Raw genomic sequence first — 19,236 nt, forward strand, 5'->3', positions numbered from 1 at the left:
CCCACTCGGCATCACTCAGATCACCCCGCCCCATGTCCACATCAACGGCCCCGGCACGGAGTAGTCACGTGATCGACCGGACAAGTCCTAGCCGGCCACCCCTACTCCAACTCCGCGAGCACCGGACGTACCCGGTCGTACGTGCGCCGCCAGCGCACCTGCAGGGTTGGCCGCGACGTCGTTCGGCGGCCCACCCGGGCGGCTGGAATCGGCCCCCTTCCGGACGGACTTCATCCACGCCGGACTCTTCTCGCAGCCGGTCTTCCTTCAACATGGTCGAAGCGGAGCTGGCATACGTCCGCGCGAGACTCGGCACGATCCCGTCCTTCCCCAAAGAGCCACGACCAACTCCGTCCCTGGCTGGGGAAACACCTGCGATGTCACCGCGCAGTGTCCGTTGTACGCCAAGCGGGCCGTGATCCTCGGCTCCGTTCCTGGGCCGCTGTCCTGCCGGATCTGCCGCCACACCTGGCTGAGCGCCGAAATCACGGCTGCCGGGTGCAGACCAGGCATCCATGTCGCCCAGTGCCCCGACTGCTACGAGACCGAGATCCTGATCCACCGTGCTCTCCGCCCCGCGCCAGCGGCATTTGTGTGCTTCACCAGCGGCACTGGATGCAACGCCCTGGAGGAGCGCGGAAGCTGCGCGCAGTGCTACTCCCCTAGGCAGGAAGAGGACTCCAGGCTGTGTCCAAACTGGTCGCTCGATCGCCCAGTGCTGATCACCCGGCCCACCTGATGTCCCCGCATGCCGAACACCGATACCGCCCCTGCCTGCGTATCTGGTTGTCAGCCTGTCCGCGGGCTACATGATTGCCTTCCATCGCCACGGCGGTGTCCCTGCCCGACCGCGCAAGCAGTCGATGCGGTATTGCGCCTCACGCCGCCACTCCGGGCGGCTGGTAGCATGCTGCGCGGCGTACGTCGTCATCCGCAGCTCTCGCGCGCCGGCCAGAAGTTCATACCCTTCCCACTCCGTGACGTCAGCGCCGTAGGTCTCGCAGAACGCGGCGTACTCTTCGGCAGACACCGCGCCGGTCGTGGTGAGCTTGACTGCGGTTGACACGAGGTCCCACTCCGGGGGCCGTACGAAGCGCGCTCGAAGTCCATCCACAGCGGGCCGGCCTCCGTGCGCGCCACGTTGCCGACCCAGGCATCCCCGTGGACAAGACACTCCGGCAGGCCCCTCGGCCTCACAGCCCACTGGGCCTTGAGGTCTTTGAGTCGGCGCTTCAACCACTGCCGGTCATCGTCAGAGATTGTGCTCGCTGCGTCGATGCGCTCAGGCAATCGGACGAAGGGGTCCAGCTCGCCGAGCGGCAGGTCTGGTTTCGGCAGGGCGTGCAGTTGCTTGAGGAGCGCGACGACGTCCGCGACGGTCCCGATTTCGTGTGGTGGCAGCTCTTGCCAGAACGTCACCGGGTGCCCGTTGGCCGCTACCGGCTGCCGCAGGTCACGTACGGCGGGCACATCCTGGGTGGCCAGCCAGCGGGCGACTTGAACCTCGCGCGTCGCGGCGACGGACTGACCGGGCTGGGCGATACGCACCACCACTCCCCCGGGAAGGCGCCATATGGCGTTCTCGGCGAGCCGTATCGGTTCAGCATCGGTCGCGTCGAGGCCGACGGCGAGGCACGCCGTCTGAAGTACGGCTTGGGTAGGCGTGGGTGTCGTGGTCACGCCTGCACCGTAGCGGCGATGCGCTCGCGCCGGTCGCCGGCCTCGGAGAGCTTCCGGTACCTGCCCGAGAACCGGGCGAGTTCCCGCAGGTCGTCGGCAGCCCGGCACGAGGTCAGCCTGCCGACGTCGTCCAGGGCTCGATGGCCGAGAGCGACCGCGTGCCGCGGGTCGTCGCCCTTTGCCATAACCAGAAGCGAGCTTCGTCTCTGAAATGGCACGCGAGCGGGCAAAGGCGTTGCCGTGGCCTTTCGCGGCGATCTCGAAGCGGCGGGCCGCTTGCCCCGGGTCCTGGTCCGCGTGGACAGCGAGATCGAACAGCGCGTGCGCTGTGTCGCCGTGATGCTGAGCGTAGTCGTAGTACGCCATCCACGGCGGATCCTGCGCCGGGTCGGACTGTTCGAAGGCGACGTCGGCCTCTCCGACCGCGCGCAGGGTGTTGGCCACGTCACGCATCTTGCCGAAGGCGCGGGCGAGTGCGGTGTGCAGCATGGCACGCTCGGTCGCAGTAAGGCGGTCGGAGCGCACCAGGCCCTTCTCCGCGTGGGTGAGGCCGGTGTCCGGGTCACCGACCCAGATTTCGTGGCGGGCCATGAACGAGTACGTCTTGGCGCGCAGGTGCCACTCCCCGGCTTCCTCCGCGCACTCGGCGGCCAGTCGGAAGCTGACTCGGGCATCGTCGTGGGCATACGCGTCGAACTGCGATGCGCCGACGACGATTCCCAACCGGGCTACGGAGGCCAGAAGTTCGGGGCGCAGTGCCTCGGGGCAGGGAACCGGGAGCAGGGAGGCGCCCCACATGATGGCACCGCGGGCGAGTTCCCGTACCGCGCCGCCTCCTCCGTACTCGTTGTCCTGGCGGTGGATGACATCGGCCAGCGACTTCAACTGTCCAATCTCGCGTGGGCGGATCTGAGTCGGGATCTCCCAGGGGGCGGTTGGGGTAACCAGGTGGACGAGGTCTATGGGGGCGATGGCGGCAAGGCCGCTCGTGGCGAGGAAGGCTCGACGGTCCACAGAGTCAGGGCTCCCACTTGGAGGTGTTGTACGACCTCTGCCCAGGATGCGGCCTTCATGGACCTGAACCGACGCCTCCGCCCTGCCAGGGGTGCCCTTTCCGTTTCGGGGCGGGGTTTTTCCGTTTGCCCGAACACCATCCCCCACGCCCTGGTGAGGACTCCTCCGGTTTCCAAGACCTCGTCCAGGCGCTCGGCCAACCTTCGAGCAGGTGGCGGTCCCCTTCTCGATCTTCTCAATAAGAGAGCCGCTGACCTGCACCTTCACTCCTAACTCGGAGTGAGTCAGAGGGCTGCGCTTCTTGCGCCAGGTCCGCAGTTCATGGCCGAACCAGTCGCCACACCCTCGCCGCAGGCATCGACCGCGACCGCGACGCCGTCATCGCCGGCCTCACCCTGCCCTGGAGCTCAAGTGCCGTCGAGGCCCGGTCCCATCTGCGGAGGAGGCCGAACGGCCACGAGCCTCCCGTCCGTGCCATCGTTGCACCCTCAGGCGCTCGCCCAAGTTGCCTGCCCGGACGCTGTCCCCGCGCTCAAGGAGAGGATCAGCGCGCCGACCGTCAGCGACCGCCATCTCCTGGAGACAACCACACCAAACCGTTCGCCGCGCACGCGCACCGCGCCCGCCCCGGAGCGTGACAGCCGGGCTCCCCACGCGGGCCGTCAATCACACCAACTCGAGGGTTCAACACGGCAGTTCATGCCACACAAACGATCACCTCGCACCCACGGGCACTCCTCCCCCACGGCACCACCGCCCGGTCAACCCGTCCACCTGCCCGACTGGCTCATCAAGAGACGCAGTCTGTGCGGGCGGCGATGCGGCGGCGGTCGAGCAATTGGTAACGACAGCGGTGGGTCGCATCCGCGAGCGCTGTGGTGTCCACCTTCGTGCACGGTCCGCTGCTCCTACGCGGTCCGCTTCGACGCCGGTCGCCCTCGCGTACGAGCTGCCGGTCACCACCGCCGACAAGAGAGTCATGCTCGCCCAAAGCGACGGCTGATCGCTAAAGCAGCTCACAGGACGCTCGCCAGCGGTTCGACCGTCTCGCGGTGCCCCAAATACTCCGTCGCGGCGTGCGGATCGATATTGGAGTTCTTCACCAGCACGGTGGGCTCCAGCACGTCGTCCGTCTCGGGGAAGAGCTTCTTCAGCTTGAGCACGGACACGATGAAGTCGTCGCGGTCGGCGACGTTCACCCAGCGCTTCACCTGGCCCGGGCTGCGCAGCGGCAGCGGACGGAGTCGCTTCTGGATGATCGACCGCATCCCCAGCGGTGAGCCGAACGTGATGAGCAGCGGCAGCGGCTGGTCGAGCCGGTGCAGGGCTTCGTAAGCGACGACCGTGCCCAGCGAGTGGGCGACCACGGCCCTGGTGTCCGGTGTCACCTGGGACAGGACGGACTCGATCGCCCGCTCGCGCACCGTCTCGTCGTCCAGATACGCGGCCACCTGGCCAAGGTAGAAGATCCCGTACCGGCTGAGGGTGGCAAAGCCGGAGCGGGCGACCGGGCCGAGCCGCCCCAGCATGGAGATGACGAGGCGCACCGGTTCGAACGGGCCCTGTTCAGGGCCCACCTCGGCGCGCAGCCAGTCCAGTTCGCGCGCGGCCTCGTCACGCTCCGTCGGATCGGAGGCGTTCCGGCGGATGTTGTCCATGATGTCCTCGCCCGCCATCTCGGCGACGAGGGCCATCTCCTCGGGGAACGGAACGTCCAGGTCGTCCTTCGGTGCGTAGCGTGAGAAGAGATCGCGGTAGTACGCCATCGCCACGGATGTCCCGCCCGCCTCCAGGCGGTCGGCGTGCCCGCCGTGGCCGTGCTCGCGCAGGGTGCGTACGAGCGCGGTGGTCCAGTCCGTCCTCAGTTCCTCCTCGGTCTGTCCCTCAGGGCCGATCCCATGCACCAGTACGACCTCGGCCACCGTGGCGCCTCCTCTGTGTGTGTTCGCCTGTGGGTGTTCGTCAAATTGTCCGTACGAAACCCGAGTTGGGGAAGTCGGTTGTTGATAATGAAGCGCATGGGAGACGAGCGCCGAGTATTGGTCGTGGCATCGCACTGGGACGCCAGGGAGGAGACGGCCCGGCAGCGGCTGGATCTGCTGGAGCCCTGTGCCCTGGAGCTCAGAGATCTGCTCCTGGACCCGCGCAGGGGCGGCTGCGCCCCGGCGTGCGGGGACGGACTGCTCGACGGGCCCCGGGCGCCCAGCGATGTGATCGCCGCCCTCACCGAGGCGTTCGCCGGCGCATCGGCCGCGGGGGCGTCGCTCCTGATCGGCTTCGTCGGCCATGGATACGCCGCGCGGGAGGGCGAGTTCCTCTTTCCCGTGACCTCCACTCCGGCCGCTCCTGGGCCCGATACAGCGCTGCCGGTGCCCGAGGTGCTGCGCGAGCTGCTTCTGCGGCACGGAGGCATAAAGGAACTGACCGTCCTGATCGACGCCTGTATGGCCGGCTACGGCGCTCTCGCGGCGGCGCGGGAGTGGTTCCCCTACGCGATGCAGACGGGCCGGAAGATCGACGTCCTGGCCTCGTCGGACGGCCGCCCGGCCTACGGGCTCCAGTTCTCGCTCGCCGTCAACAAGGTGATGCGGGAGGGGCACGTGCGGCTGCTCGACAAGCTGCACACCGTGCCGCTGCGCCGGCTGATCGGCCCCGGCCTGGTGCGCCAGGACCCGCAGTCCGTCTCATACGACGGAGGCCGGACCGGCCCCGCCGACCTGTACGGTCCCTGGCTCGCGAAGAACGTGGCGCAAGACGCCTCCCTGAGTGTGCTCGCCGCCAGCGAGGACAATCAGCAACTCCTCGGCCGACTGCGGCTCTTCCAGGTGCCGGGCGGGCTGGACGAGCTGGCCGCGTCGGTCGGCCGGCACCGTTTCGTGGCCGTGGTCGGCGCGATGGGGACCGGGAAGACGACGCTGGCAGCCGCGCTGTGCCGGCCGGAGCTGCTGCCGCGGGGAGAGGACGTGGCACCCGTACGTGCGCTCATCAGGCTGACCGACCGGAACACGAACGGCCGCGGTGTGATGCGGAAGGTGGCCAGGCAACTCGCGCTCTATCTACCCGGATTCGCCGAGGCGGCCCAGACGTACAAGTCGAAGCTGAAGCGCGAGGACAAGGCGAAGCCGAGCGCGGAGATCGATGTGGCGGGGGCCCTCGGCCTGATGGAACCACCCGGTCCGGTACGGGTCGTCATCGACGGTCTCGACCAGCTCGACGCTGTGGGCCGCTCCGACGTCTCGGCCGCCCTGCGGATCCTGGACGACCTGGCGCCGGCCTGGTTCGGCGCGGTGGTCACGACCCGGGAGGGCGTGCGGCTGCCGGAGCAGTGGCACCGCAGACAGGTCGCGCCGAAGGCGGAGGAGAGCCTACTGACCGGCTATCTGGCGGCTCGCGGCCAGAACGCCTTGCAAGGGCGCATCCTGGCGCAGGCGGCAGGGAACTGGGAGATCGTCCGGCTGTTGGCGGACTACGGACCGTTGGAGGGCGACGGTCCCGTCTTGTACGACGAGGTGTACGAGAAGGTGCTCAACCGGGCCCGCTCCTTGGCACCGGACGGCAACAACGAGTGGATCGACAGCGTCGTCGTCGTGCTGGCCGCGTCCGGACTGGGCGCCGGTCTGCCCCGCGCGCTGCTCACTGAGGCGGCCGGGCGGCTGGGCGGCCCGGATGGTGACACGGAGCTCGACCAGGTCCTCGAACTGCTGCCCGGTCTGCTGGAAAGGGCGGAGCATGCCACCGCCAGCGAGCTCTTCGGTGTGCATCACCAGACGCTTGTGGAGTACGCCACGGAGGAACTTGACTTGCCGTCGGGCCATGAGGCGCTGGCGGAGGCGCTGGCCACAATGGCTCCTATGGATCAGCACACAGCGGACGACCCCCTGCACACCTACGCCGAGGAGGCCGAGCCGTTCCACCTGTGGCACGCTGCGAAGGCGGCGGACGGGGACGAGGCCGCCCAAGCGCTCTACGGGCGGCTGCTTCAGAGTCTGGAGAGCCGCGCCTCGACCTCCGCCGCCGTCAACCGGGACCGGTGGGCCGCCTGGTCGGGGCGGCTGGCCGAGCATCTGGGGGCGGAGACCGCCGTCGAGCTGAGGGCGCGTGAGCGGGCGGCGTACTGGACCGGCAAGGCCGGTGCGTACGGGGCCTCCCGGGAGCTGTACGAGCGGCTGCTGGAGGTGCAGCGGCGTGTCCTTCCCGATGACCATCCGGGCATCTTGGAGAGCAGGCATCGCATCGCCTACGCCACCGGTGAGCTGGCCGGGTTCCGCAACGCGGTCGCGCTGCACCAAACCGTACTGGCGGACCAGTTGCGTCTGCTGGGCCCGCAGGACCGGCGCACCCTCGCCACTCGCCACCACATCGCATACTGGACCGGCCGGGGCGGTGACATGGCCGAAGGCCTCCGCCTGCACAAGGAACTGTTGGAGGACCAGCGGCGCGCGCTGGGTGAACGGGACCGCGACGTGCTGGAGAGCCGCCACTACATCGCCTATTGGTACGGCCGTCTCGGCCGGCCGCTGGACGCGCTCGCGATGCACGACGAGCTGCTGCGCGACCGCATCGCGGTGTTCGGGGAGGACCATGCGCAGGTCGTCTTCAGCCGAATGAACATCTGCCGTTTCCTGGGAGACGCCGGGCGGCTGAGGGAGTCCCTCGACCGCTACCGGGAGCTGCTCCCGAGCGTGGAGCGGCACCGGGGTCCCGACCACCCGAACACGCTGATCGTGAGGCTGAACATCGCTCGCCTCAACTGGGAACTCGGCGACGCCGAGGGATCGCTCGCGTTGCACAAGGCGTTGATCCGCGACCAGCGGCGGATCAGCGGCACGGACCATCCCACGGTGCTGATCTCGCGTTACAACATGGCCATGCTGAAGGCCGAGCTCGGCGACACGAAGGCCGCCCTGGCGGAGCTGGACGCACTGTGGGAAGAGCGGCTGGCCGGGTACGGGACCGCTGACCACCCCGAGGTAATCACCACCCGGTACGGGCGTGCCTGGGTCCTGGGACAGGAGGGCGAGTACGCGACCGCCGCGGACCTGATGCGCGGTGTACGTGACGACAGGACGCGGGTGCTCGGCGACCGGCATCCGGACACCTTCGCCGCGGCCTCCGCGCTGGGCGAGCTGCTGGCGAAATCCGGCGCTGAGGGCGAGCGGGACGAGGCGGAGGCCCTGCTGCGCGGGATTCTGGTGGCGGGAGAGGAAGCGGGGCTCGGTGAGCGGCATCCGCAGACGATGACCACGCGAGCGCGGCTCGCGGATCTGTTGCGGCGCTCCGGGCGCGCGGCGGAAGCCACGGAGCTGCTGACCGCGCTGCTGCCGCTGCAGGTTGATGTGCTGGGCGGAGAGCACCCGTTGACCGACCGGACCCGTCGGGCCCTGGGTGACCTGCGGAGCTGAAGACGGCGACATGGCAATGCCGGCGGAGGCCGCTGGTGGGCGGTCTCCGCCGGCTTTCCCGCGTTCTGCCCTCGCCGGCTCGGCCAAACAGGGGCCGGCCGGCGTGGCCGACCCGTCTGGTGCAGGCGACCCTTGCGAAGCCAGATCCTCAGCCGATGGGTCACCTCGGACTCCGCCTACCTCCAAAACCCCAAGATCGGCCGACAAGGTTGTTCATTCAGGATTCACCGCACCAGGCACTGGTGTCCAGGCTCCGCGCTGGGCAATGATCTCGCCGGGGTGCGGGTCAGCCGACCCGCGCAGGTTCTGCGAAAGGTTGTCAGGTCATGTCCTCAAGACCGATGCGGTCGTTGATAGAACGGGGCGTCACGCGCGCCACCACCATCGGGGTGATCTCAGCCCTCGCCGCGGCCCTCACCGTCGCGCTGCCGATGCCCGCATCATCCGCGGCAACGGATCCGGTTGAGCACCCCGCCACCTGGGTCGACCCTCTGATCGGCTCGGCGAACGGCGGCAATACCTATCCCGGCGCCGTCCTGCCGTACGGCATGATCTCTTTGTCCCCGACCAGCACGACCGGCGACCAGACCAGCACCGGTGCCGCCAACGGCTACCAGTACGACGCCACGCGCATCCGCGGCCTGAGCCTGACTCATGTCAACGGCGCCGGGTGCCACCCCGGTGCCGCGGGCGACGTCCCCATCATGCCCTTCGCGGGAGACGTCACCTCCTCCCCGTCCGCCGACACCAAGGACGAGGTCTACGCGGCCAACTTCTCCCACGAAAACGAACGAGCCGTACCCGGCCGCTACACACTTGGCTTGGACTCGGGCGTCAAGTCCGACCTGGCCGTTTCCAGGCGCGCCGGCGTCGCCGACTTCACCTTTCCGGCCGGAAAACCCGCCAACCTGCTCTTCCGCGTCTCGAACTCGCTCAACGGAAGCCAGGACGCGCACATCGACATCGATACCGCCAAGCGCAAGGTCACCGGTTGGGTCCACACCGGCGCCTTCTGCGGGCGGCGCGCCAACGGCGGGGTGAACAACCGCAAGAGCTACTACAAGCTGCACTTCAGCGCTTCCTTCGACCGGGCGTTCACCTCCACGGGAACCTGGCAGGACGGCACCCTCTCGCCGGGCTCAACCTCTGCCGGGGGCGGCGAGGGATACGCCACCGGAGCGGACCGGGCGGGCCGCGGCTCCGGGGGGTACGTCGGGTTCGACACCAGCCGCGACAACGATGTCCACATGCGGCTGGGCATCTCGTATGTGAGCCTGGCCGGCGCCGAGGCCAATCTGCGTGAGGAGATCGAGCCGGGCGACGGTGTCGAGGACGTCGCCGCGGCCGGCTTCCGCACCTGGGACCAGGAGCTGAGTAGCGTCAGGGTCAGCGGCGGCACGCCCGCCCGGCGCACCGCCTTCTACACCGCGCTGTACCACTCGCTGCTGCAGCCCAATCTGGTCAGCGACACCGACGGCCGCTACCCGGGCATGGACGGCGAACCGCACCAGATCGAGAAGGGCCAGGGGGCGCAGTACAGCAACTTCTCCGGATGGGATCAGTACCGGGCCCACGTGCAACTCCTGGCGCTGCTCAAGCCGCACATCGCGGGTGACTACGCCCAGTCGCTGTACAACTTCGCCCGCCAGAACGGCGACGTGTGGGACCGGTGGGTGCACATCAGTGGCGCCACCCACGTCATGACCGGCGACCCCTCGGCGGCGACGCTGGCCACCTTCTACGCCATGGGCGTACGAAACTTCGACGCACAAGGTGCCTTCGACTCACTGGTACGCCAGGCTACCGTCCCCCATCCCGACGGCCTTCTTGACGCGGGCTGCCCGGGCCAGTGCGTCGGACAGCGGCCCAACCTCGAGCAGTACATGGCCAGTCACTACGCGGCACACGACGTCTGCCACTGCTGGGGCGGGGCCGCCGAGACCCTGGAGGCCTCGGTCGCGGACTCCGCGCTCGCGCGCTGGGCGCGGCTCCTGGGGCGGGAGAAGGAGGCCGACGAGTTCACCGAGCGGGCAGGCTACTGGCGCAATGTCTTCAATCCGCAGGCGACCGACGGCGCCGGTTACATCCAGGCCCGCAATCTGGACGGCTCATGGGTGACCCCCTTCGACCCCGGCAGCGGCCTGGGCTTCGCGCAGGGCACCAGCGCCACCTACACCTGGATGGTGCCGCAGGACGTCCAGGGTCTGGCCGACGCCATGGGCGGACGGTCTGCGGCGGCTGGACGGCTGGACGGCTTCTTCCACAAGCCGGACGGCTCCTGGTCGTTCCGGGGCGGCGACCCGCTGCGCTACGACGCCACCAACGAGCCCGGCATTCATGCGCCATGGCTCTACAACGCGCTGGGGCAGCCGTGGAAGACACAGGAAACGGTCCGGGAGATCGTCGACACGGTCTATGGCACCGGACCGAGGGGCCTGCCCGGCAATGACGATCTGGGCACCATGTCCGCCTGGTACGTCTTCTCCACGCTGGGCCTGTTCCCGCAGCAGCCCGGCAGTGCGGCGATGCTGCTCGGCACCCCGGTGTTTCCGCAGGCGATCATCGAACGGCCCGGGGAGCGCGGCATCACCATCAGTGCTCCGGACGCCGGCGACTCGCACCGCTACATCGACTCGGTGCAGGTCGACGGGAGCCCGAGTGACCGCTCCTGGGACGACGGCGGTCTCGTCGAGTCGGGTGGCCGGCTGGATTACCAGCTGTCCGACCAGCCGGACAAGGGGTGGGCCACCGCGCCGGCGAACCTGCCGCGCTGAACGCCTGCACCACCGGGTACCGCAGTCATGACGGCGCATAGGCTGCCCCAGGCCGGGGCTGGGGCAGCCCGCGCCGACCGGCCGTAGGCACATGCCTGGACCGGACCTGCCCCAGCCTCGGTCCCGCGAATTCCAGGGGCCGTTGCAACACAAGTGATCAACTGGCTGTGGCCAGGAGCTCAGCGAGGCGCTCGGCCGGGGTTTCCCAGCCGAGCGTTTTGCGTGGTCGGCTGTTCAGCTCGGCGGCGACGGCGTCCAGCCGTGACCGACCGCAACAGGGCCACACGCTTCGGGGTTCTGTGGGCACTTCAGACGTCGTTTCTTATGGCCTGATCGTTCGTTGAACCGTGCATGACGGATCTGGTTGAGCGTTTGGTGCCGGACGAGTTGTGGGTGCTGTTCCGGCGGGTGGCGCCGCCCACGGAGGTGAAGCGTCCACAGGGCGGGGGCCGGCGGCGGGCGGGTGACCGCGAGGCCCTGGCCGCGATCATTTTTGTCGCCACCTCGGGCTGCACGTGGCGGCAGCTCCCGCCGGTGTTCGGCCCGGCCTGGCCCACGGTCTACCGGCGCTTTGCGCAGTGGAGCCGGGCCCGGGTGTGGGCGAATCTCCACCGCGTCGTTCTCGACGAACTCGGTGCCCGTGGCGAGCTGGACTGGTCGAGGTGCGCGATCGACTCCGTCAGCGTGCGGGCGGCAAAAGGGGGGCACTGACGGGACCGAATCCGACCGATCGTGGCAAGTTGGGGTCGAAGATCCATCTGATCACCGACCGGAACGGACTGCCGCTGTCGCTCGGCATCTCCGGCGCCAACGTGCATGACAGCCAGGGCCTTGAGCCGCTCGTGCGCGGCATCCCGCCCATCCGCTCCCCTCGCGGCCCGCGCCGCCGACGGCCCGGCAAGCTCCATGCCGACAAGGGCTACGACTATGACCACCTGCGCCGTTGGCTCCGTGAGCGCGGCATCCGCCACCGCATCGCTCGCAAGGGCGTCGAGTCCTCACAGCGGCTCGGCCGACATCGATGGGTGGTCGAAAGGACCGTGTCCTGGCTGGCCGGCTGCCGACGCCTCCACCGCCGCTACGAACGCAAGCCCGATCACTTCCTTGCCTTCGTCGGCATAGCCGCAACCCTCATCTGCCACCGCCGCCTCACCAACTGAAACAACGTCTTACTCGTTCTGACGAACCTCGAAGTCAACCGCTGACAGACGATCTACTCCGCAGACAGTTGCCGACGACCAGCGTGAGCACCCCGAGAACCGGTCACACCAGCCCTTTAACCTGCGACTTCAAGTTGGCGGAGGCTCAGTGCCCAACATCGTCGGGTGGTGCGCGCCGGTGCGGTGTGGAACATCGTTGGTGCGCACGGGAGTGGCGTCCACCGGCATCGGGTGCGTACGAGAGTGGAGGCCACCGGGTGGCGCGCACCGGATTTTCTGCACCCGGTGTCGTGCATCGCGCACCGTATGCAGAACATCGTGCGGTGCACTGAGTGGGCGATGCGCAGCATCGTCACCACGGCCGGGCGGTGGAGTGCCACAGCCGGGACAGGGCCTGTGCGTCGCGGCGGGCGGCGGTGTTGCCGATCCGGTTCGAGCGGGCGCGGGGCCGGCGGGACTCCCCGGCGGCGAGACGGCAGCGTCCTGCGTCCTGGAGCCGCCTGCGCTGCTTGCACAGCTCCTGCTTCTTCCGGGCTTTCGACTTCGGTGTCCGGGGCCGCTTCCAGATCGGCTCCCACGGCGGCGGCCCGAACGCCTCGGCCCGCTCCTGGGTGCTCTGCCGCAGGCGCGCAAGATGTCCTCGATCCTCGGGTCCTCCGGTGTGCTCACGCGACTCCTCCTGTGGGTGTCCGGCCGGGCTGCGCGCCGGGCTGCTGGGTGTGTGGCGGCGGGGACGTCACCGGGGTGGGCTGTGGTCGGGGCCGCGGGCGACAGCGCGGTCCCGGACGCCGTCCTTGAGCTTGGCGGTCATCTTGGCGGCGGCCTCGAACACCCGCCGGGTCTGCTCGACCGTGGCGACGTCGGTCGTCTCTTCCTGGTGGCGGCTCGCCTTCCGGTCCGTGCGGGACGGCCGCAGGGAGGGCCTCGGGGCAGCGGGCACGGCGACGGTATGCGGCCGGGCGCGGGAGCCCAGGCGTCCGAGCGGCGCACCGGGTGGACCCGGGCCGTCAGCGCGCCGGCGGCGAGGCGGGCCCTCGCCGCGGGACTCGCGGGCCTTCTCGACGGAGGCGTTCAGGGCGGCCATGAGATCGACGACCTGGCCGCCCGGCTCCGCCGCCTCCGCGGCGGGGGTCGGCTCGCATCCGTGGTGAAACAGGCTGTGCAGCGGGTCTTTACGCCCGCATGCGCCTGCACTACCTTTCGGAAAGATTCAGCAAGGCTCTTCAGTCATCGGCGTCAGGGACGGCGCCGGGGCTTCCCGTGGTCTGCCTTCAGGAGCCGCCATGTCCTCGGTCCACCCTGCCTGCACCCGAAGAGGGCAGCGCCTTGTCCTGCGCGGCGCGACGGTTGGTCTCGCGGCTGCGGCCGCCCTCACTGGTGCCGTTGCTCCCACGCCTCTCGTTCCCCCTGCCGCGGCCGCAGCCTACGGGCCGCTCGGTGCACACTACGATGCCTCCCGGGCAAACGTGCGGTTCCGCATCTACTCCTCCCGCGCCACCCGCATCGAGCTGTACCTCTACGCGGCGCCGACCGGCGCCCAGGAGGCCGCCGCGCTCACGCTCACCAAGGACTCCGCGACCGGAGTCTGGTCCACGACCGTGCCGGTCACCACAATCCGGCAGCAGTACGGCATCACCGGCCCCCTCTACTACGGCTACCGGGTCTGGGGACCCAACTGGCCCTACAATCCAGCGTGGACGAAGGGCTCCACCGCGGGCTTCGTGGCGGACGTGGACGCGGCCGGCAACCGGTTCAACCCGAACAAGCTGCTGACCGACCCCTATGCCCGGGAGCTCACCCACGACCCGCTCACACCGAACGGCCCGTCGAAGACCGTCTACGGCACCGGCCCGTCGTACCGCTCGGTGGACAACGGGGTCCAGGCACCCAAGGGCATCGTGCTGGCGGCCGACGCGACGAGCACCGGAAGCAAGCCGACCCGGGCGCTGAAGGACGACGTCGTCTATGAGGTGCATGTCAGGGGCCTGACGAAGAACGACCCCTCCGTTCCGGCGGCTTATCGGGGTACGTACAAGGGTGCCGGGCTCAAGGCCGCCGACCTTGCGGCGCTCGGGGTCACCGCCGTGGAGTTCCTGCCCGTGCAGGAGACGCAGAACGACGCGATTGACGTCGACCCCACCGGTACCGCGGGCGACAACTACTGGGGCTACGAGACCCTCAACTTCTTTGCCCCGGACCGCCGTTACGCCGCCAACAAGAGTCCGGGCGGGCCGACCCGCGAGTTCCAGGAAATGGTGAAGGCGTTCCACGACGCCGGGATCAAGGTCTTCACGGACGTGGTCTACAACCACGCCGCCGAGGGCGGGCCCTGGAACGCCGGCGACAAGAACACCTACAGCCTGTTCAACATGCGAGGCCTGGACAACCCCACCTACTACTCGCTGACCAGCGACATGCAGGCGTCCTGGGACAACACGGGCGTCAACGGCAACCTCAACACCTACAACCCCGTCACCCGGGCGCTGATCACCGACTCGCTTGCGCACTGGAAGGATACCCTCGGCGTTGACGGCTTCCGCTTCGACCTCGCGCCCGTCCTCGGCAACACCTGCCAGCACGGCTGCTTCCAGTACAGCCGCACCGACCCGAACACCGCGCTCAACCGCATCACCGCGCTCATGCCTCCCCGGCCGGCGGGAGGCGGTGCGGGGACCGACTGGATCGCCGAACCCTGGGCGCTGGGCGACGGCACCTACCAGGTCGGCAACTTCCCCGTCGGCTGGTCCGAATGGAACGACAAGTTCCGTGACACCATGCGCCGCGACCAGAACGCCATGGGCGCGGAGAACGTCACCCCCGGCGACCTGGCCACCCGTTTCGCCGGTTCCTCCGACCTCTACCAGCCGAACGGCCGCGCGCCGTGGAACTCCGTCAACTTCATCGTCGCGCACGATGGCTTCACCCTCGCCGACCTGTACCACTGCAACACGAAGAACAACAACCAGCCCTGGCCGTACGGCCCGTCCGACGGCGGCTCGGACTACAACCTGTCCTGGGACCAGGGCGGCAACCAGGCGGACCAGCGCAAGGCCGCCCGCAACGGCCTGGCCTTCCTGATGCTGTCAGCAGGCACGCCCATGATGACGGGGGGCGACGAGTACCTGCGCTCCGTCAACTGCAACAACAACCCCTACAACCTGGACTCCTCCGCCAACTGGCTGAGCACATCCTGGACCGCCGACCAGAGCACCTTCCGCACCTACACCCAGCGCCTGATCGCCTTCCGCAAGGCCCACCCGGCGCTGCGCCCGGCCGGCTTCTACAGCGCCTCCGACACCAACGGCAACGGCATGGGCCAGCTGGACTGGTTCACCCCCGCCGGCAGCGCACCCGACGGCACCTACTGGGGCAACCCCAACAACCACGCCCTCGCCTGGCGCTACGACGGCACGGAACTCGGCGACCCGAACAGCGCGATCTACGTCGGCTACAACGGGTGGTCCGGCGCTGTCGACTTCACCCTTCCCTCTCCGGGCGCGGGCAAGAACTGGTACCGCGTCACCGACACCTCCACCTGGGCCGAAGGCGCGAACCAGGTCGCCCAGCCCGGAAGTGAGGCGCTGATCGGCGGCGCCGGAACCGTCTACCGGCTGAACGGCCGCGCCACCCTCCTCCTGATCGCCAAGTAACCGCCGTCCCGTGTGGTGGGACGAACTGACCGATCCCGTGCCCGCTCATGATGTCGGACTCATCGACGTGGCGGTAGCGGTCCATGGACAGCGGCGAGGCGTGACCCAGCAGCTTTTGCACTACGTCCCGGTCCACTCCCTCGCGCAGCCAGTGGGTGGCAGCGGAGTGGCGCAACATGTGCGGCCGAGCCGGATGTCCGGCGCGGCGGGCCAGACGGTCGAAGACGTTCTTGGCGTTCGGGTAGGTCATGGCCCGGCCCAGCAGCGGGCGGAAGAGGTTCACGAACACCATGCCTGTCTCGGCCGCCTCGGCCACCGGGTTCCGTTCGTGCTGGTAGTCGATGTAGAGGGAGACGATGTCGGGGGTGACGGGGAGGTAGCGGGGGTGTCTGGACTTGGCCAGGGCCCGGTTCGGGTTGTCCGTACGGCGCCGCACATGAACGTGCGGGCCCTCCACAACCTGCTAGCCACACCACAACAGCCGCTTGGTCACCCCTGCCCTCGGCACCGGTCACGGACCGGGAACTGGAGCTCGCCGAAGTCCTGTGTGAGTGGGCGGTGGGGTGGCAGGGGGTAGGCGTCAGCGGGATCGCGGTGTGGATGTCCCGTTTCGGCCGCGAGCCGGGCCAGTTCGAGTTTCCAGGCCCGGGTGCGATAGCCATTGGAGCCGCCCGCGTCGGCTGTGATCAGCAGCCGTGCCGCCTGCGGGTAGGCAGCCTGGCCCTGGCCGTGCCACCAGCGGCGGATCGACTCCACGGCGAACGCGGCGGTGTCGTAATCGGTGCCGACGTTGACCCAGCCAGTGTTCACCGCGACGTCGTAGATCCCGTAGGGGACAGCCTTGCCCAGATGCGGGTCGGCGAAGTCATGCACGCTCACCGGCGCCGGCTCACCCGTCGGCCGCCACTGGCAGCCGTCGTTCATGAACGCGCCGACGAGCTCCTTCTTCTTCGTGTCCACGCTGATCACCGGCTGGCCGGCGTCCCGGTGCTCGCGGGCCTGCTCGTTGAGATAGCGGAACTGGGCGTCGCGGTCCGGGTGCTGGCTGCCCTCGATCGTCTTGGCGTTGGCCCGCAGGCTGAAGCCCTCCTCCCGCAGCAGGCCGGCGACGGTGTCGGCACTGACGCGGTGCCCCGCCCGGGTCAGCTCCTGCGCCAGCGTGCGGGTGGACTTCACCGTCCACCGCAGCGGCGACATCGGGTCACCCCGTACATCCGGCTCAACCAGCGCCAACAGCACAGGCCGCAGCCCCGGATCCAGATCCGCGACCCGTTTGCGGCCCCCGCCCGGACGACGCACCCGCCCCAGCGGCTCCTCACCCGCCTCAAGTTCGAACACACCTTTGCGGACCGTCGTCTCACTGACCGCAGCGGACCGTGCCACGGCCCGAACACCGCCGTGTCCCAGCGCCCGGGCCTCCGCAGCCATCAGCAGCCGCCGCTGCCGCTCGTCCAGATGCGGGAACAACACCGCGAACTCCACAGCGAGTTGGTCACGAGTCTCGTCCGGGATGCACATACCACACCAACGAGCTTCAGGACGAGAAGCAACACCTTGATTCCCTGCAAGCCCTTAGGGGATGGCCACCGGCTGCACGGAAAGGTCGATGGTGAACGCCACCCGGTCGAATCCGGGGCCGTCGTAGTCCGGCTTCACGGCTGAGGCCGTGAAGCCGAGTCGGGTGTGAAATGCCCGCGACGCAGTGTTCTCCGGGCTGGTGATGCAGTGCACGTAACGGCGCCCGTGTGACCGAGCGAGCGCGAAGAAGGCCCGGTAAAGGGCACGCCCGACACCCTGCCCGTGCAGCGCCGGGTCGACACCGACGAAGTGCACATAGGCGGTTTCGGGCTCTGTCTGCGACAGGAAGCCGACCAGGAAGGCGGCAACTTCTCCACTGCCGCGTTCGACCAGAAAACTGGTGGTGGTGAAGTGCTGGAAGTACAGCCGGGGCAGAAGCAGCGCACGTTCCGTCGCCCCTGCCTCCCCCTTCAGGCCACCCCCCGTACGGCAGGGGCGAGAACTCGGGCGGGTTGGCGAACCTGCCCACGCGTTCCCCGGCCACGTCTACGTACAGCCCGTAGAACCCGTCATCGTCCCCCGCCCACGGCACATGGGTCCGCAACCTCGCGTCACCGATCCCCGGCCCCGGATTCGCGTACAGGGTGTGCGCGTGCTCCATCCGTTCAAGGGAATACAGCGCGCCGTGAGGAAGGAACGCGGAAGGGTCCACTTCGCCCTCCACCTCGAACCACTCCGCCCCGTCATGAAGACTCAGCAGCGCCCGCAGCTCGCTGGGAATGGTCACGTTCATGTTCGCCTCCGCGGCGGCGAGTTCCGCCTTCCCCACGGGTGGCCGAAGCGCCCGGTACGACATGGGGGCATGCTCGCTCAGCCACGTCTCGATGCGGCCCAACGCGACGTCCACCCGGGCTTGTTCGCTCATCCTGTTCTTACCTTCCTTCTTGGGCCTGTGTGCCGTCGGCGCACAGGCGGACCGTTATGCGGGCAGGGCTGGGGTCTGGGCTCTGATGCGCCCGGTAGTGGGCGGCGAGCTCCTCGCACGTCATACGGCCCAGGCTGCAGGGGGCGAAGTCCGCGTCTTTGCCACACCCTGGAGTGGGGACAACCGGTGTCGAAGACGAGGCACTGAAGTCGACTCCGGACCCGGTCGGGCGGGGCTCCACACTGGCGTTGAGAACCTGCGTGGCCGCGGCCCCAGTGACAGCGACCACCGCGGCAGCTGCCAGGAGCCAGCGTTTCGCCCGTCGGAGTCGAGGCTGTTGCCGAACACCGTCGTCGGTCACTGGCCCGTGTCCAACTTCCAGTTGAGATGGCGTGCCGAGGGCTCGCCGTCTGGTTGGGAAGCAAGCGAATATTCACGCGAATACGGCATAGGGGATCTGGCCTCCAGGGACCCAGCCATGAGTCCGGCCATCTCCCTCAGATTCATCCAGCGGACGTACCCCCAGAAATCAAGGCCGTAGTCGATCTCCAGGACGACACGGCAAGTATCGCCGGGCCGGTGGTCGATGAGGAGGCTCGCCTCCGTGTTCGTGCCTGCGATGCGGAACCAGATCGGGTCCGCCCATGGAGTCAGGCCGAAATCTTTGATCTCTTCCCCGGCAAACTGGTCGTGGAACTCTTCGAGCATGTCCGCCATGCCCCCAGCCCGCCCTTGAGTACTTCGATGTCGTACGGGACGTAGCCGCCTGGCCAGACGGGCGCGCCATGCTCGTGCGCGCCATCGTGGATGCTGAGCCACTGCACGGGATGCGGATGGAGCGGGTACGGAATGGCGTCCAGGAGGGACTGGATGGCCTCTTCGGAAGCAGGCGGGTGCACCGCGGAAAGAGCACTGGTGCACTGATGCTCTCGAAGCCAGATCTCGATGCGCTCCCAGGCGCGTATGAGGTCGTCCACCACCGCATCCTGACACACAGATGGATCCCCAAGAGGGATGGGACAACCGCTTGCCGCCTGCCCGCGGGCGGTAGGAATCAGACAGGTGTCGACGTTGGTGGCGAGTGCATCAGACGGGTACCGCGCTGGGCGACGT

At 68.7% G+C, this 19,236-nt stretch carries 9 protein-coding genes and 4 pseudogenes; 4 read left to right on the forward strand and 9 right to left on the reverse strand.

Annotation, left to right across the window (positions count from 1 at the left end; translation table 11 throughout):
• Nucleotides 1–927: 927 nt before the first annotated feature.
• Both ACWD01_RS09680 and ACWD01_RS09685 read right to left on the reverse strand, forming a co-directional pair.
• Complete coding sequence (locus tag ACWD01_RS09680) at nucleotides 928–2,694, reverse strand: phosphotransferase (RefSeq protein ID WP_451159887.1); 1,767 nt, start codon at nucleotides 2,692–2,694, stop codon at nucleotides 928–930.
• Between the two features lie 1,016 nt (nucleotides 2,695–3,710).
• Nucleotides 3,711–4,616, reverse strand: a complete 906-nt coding sequence (locus ACWD01_RS09685) for a hypothetical protein (RefSeq protein WP_451159889.1) — start codon at nucleotides 4,614–4,616, stop codon at nucleotides 3,711–3,713.
• 96 nt (nucleotides 4,617–4,712) lie between these two features.
• Between ACWD01_RS09685 and ACWD01_RS09690 the strand changes: the two genes are divergently transcribed.
• The 3 genes from ACWD01_RS09690 (at nucleotide 4,713) to ACWD01_RS09700 (ending at nucleotide 12,030) form a co-directional block, all read left to right on the forward strand.
• Nucleotides 4,713–8,096, forward strand: a complete 3,384-nt coding sequence (locus ACWD01_RS09690) for a tetratricopeptide repeat protein (RefSeq protein ID WP_451159891.1) — start codon at nucleotides 4,713–4,715, stop codon at nucleotides 8,094–8,096.
• Between the two features lie 341 nt (nucleotides 8,097–8,437).
• Nucleotides 8,438–10,870, forward strand: coding sequence for a GH92 family glycosyl hydrolase (locus ACWD01_RS09695; RefSeq protein WP_451160286.1), 2,433 nt, complete (start codon nucleotides 8,438–8,440; stop codon nucleotides 10,868–10,870).
• 351 nt (nucleotides 10,871–11,221) lie between these two features.
• Nucleotides 11,222–12,030, forward strand: a protein-coding gene (locus ACWD01_RS09700) for an IS5 family transposase (protein ID WP_451159893.1) whose coding sequence is annotated in 2 segments (ribosomal slippage) — nucleotides 11,222–11,569 and nucleotides 11,572–12,030 — 807 coding nt in all. Because the reading frame shifts where the segments join, the coding sequence is not laid out codon by codon here.
• Between the two features lie 352 nt (nucleotides 12,031–12,382).
• On the opposite strand, the pseudogene ACWD01_RS09705 reads toward ACWD01_RS09700, so the two are convergent.
• Both ACWD01_RS09705 and ACWD01_RS09710 read right to left on the reverse strand, forming a co-directional pair.
• Nucleotides 12,383–12,699, reverse strand: a pseudogene (locus tag ACWD01_RS09705) (hypothetical protein).
• A gap of 67 nt (nucleotides 12,700–12,766) precedes the next feature.
• Nucleotides 12,767–12,970 (reverse strand): hypothetical protein, encoded by a 204-nt coding sequence (locus ACWD01_RS09710; protein WP_451159895.1) that lies wholly within the window; start codon nucleotides 12,968–12,970, stop codon nucleotides 12,767–12,769.
• Nucleotides 12,971–13,313: 343 nt separating this feature from the next.
• Between ACWD01_RS09710 and ACWD01_RS09715 the strand changes: the two genes are divergently transcribed.
• Nucleotides 13,314–15,680, forward strand: coding sequence for a glycogen debranching protein (locus ACWD01_RS09715; RefSeq protein ID WP_451159897.1), 2,367 nt, complete (start codon nucleotides 13,314–13,316; stop codon nucleotides 15,678–15,680).
• A gap of 70 nt (nucleotides 15,681–15,750) precedes the next feature.
• Here the strand turns inward: ACWD01_RS09715 and ACWD01_RS09720 are convergent.
• The 5 genes and pseudogenes from ACWD01_RS09720 to ACWD01_RS09740 form a co-directional block, all read right to left on the reverse strand.
• Nucleotides 15,751–16,137 (reverse strand): annotated as a pseudogene (locus tag ACWD01_RS09720) (tyrosine-type recombinase/integrase); the annotation flags it as partial.
• Between the two features lie 146 nt (nucleotides 16,138–16,283).
• Nucleotides 16,284–17,198, reverse strand: a pseudogene (locus ACWD01_RS09725) (ISAzo13 family transposase); the annotation flags it as partial.
• 54 nt (nucleotides 17,199–17,252) lie between these two features.
• On the reverse strand, nucleotides 17,253–17,672 hold the full coding sequence (locus tag ACWD01_RS09730; protein ID WP_451160288.1) for an N-acetyltransferase family protein: 420 nt from the start codon (nucleotides 17,670–17,672) through the stop codon (nucleotides 17,253–17,255).
• A 73-nt stretch (nucleotides 17,673–17,745) separates the two neighbouring features.
• Nucleotides 17,746–18,123: pseudogene (locus ACWD01_RS09735) on the reverse strand (SMI1/KNR4 family protein); the annotation flags it as partial.
• Between the two features lie 357 nt (nucleotides 18,124–18,480).
• Complete coding sequence (locus tag ACWD01_RS09740; RefSeq protein ID WP_451159899.1) at nucleotides 18,481–18,840, reverse strand: hypothetical protein; 360 nt, start codon at nucleotides 18,838–18,840, stop codon at nucleotides 18,481–18,483.
• Nucleotides 18,841–19,236 lie beyond the last annotated feature (396 nt).

The organism is Streptomyces sp. NPDC002835, assembly GCF_053591995.1.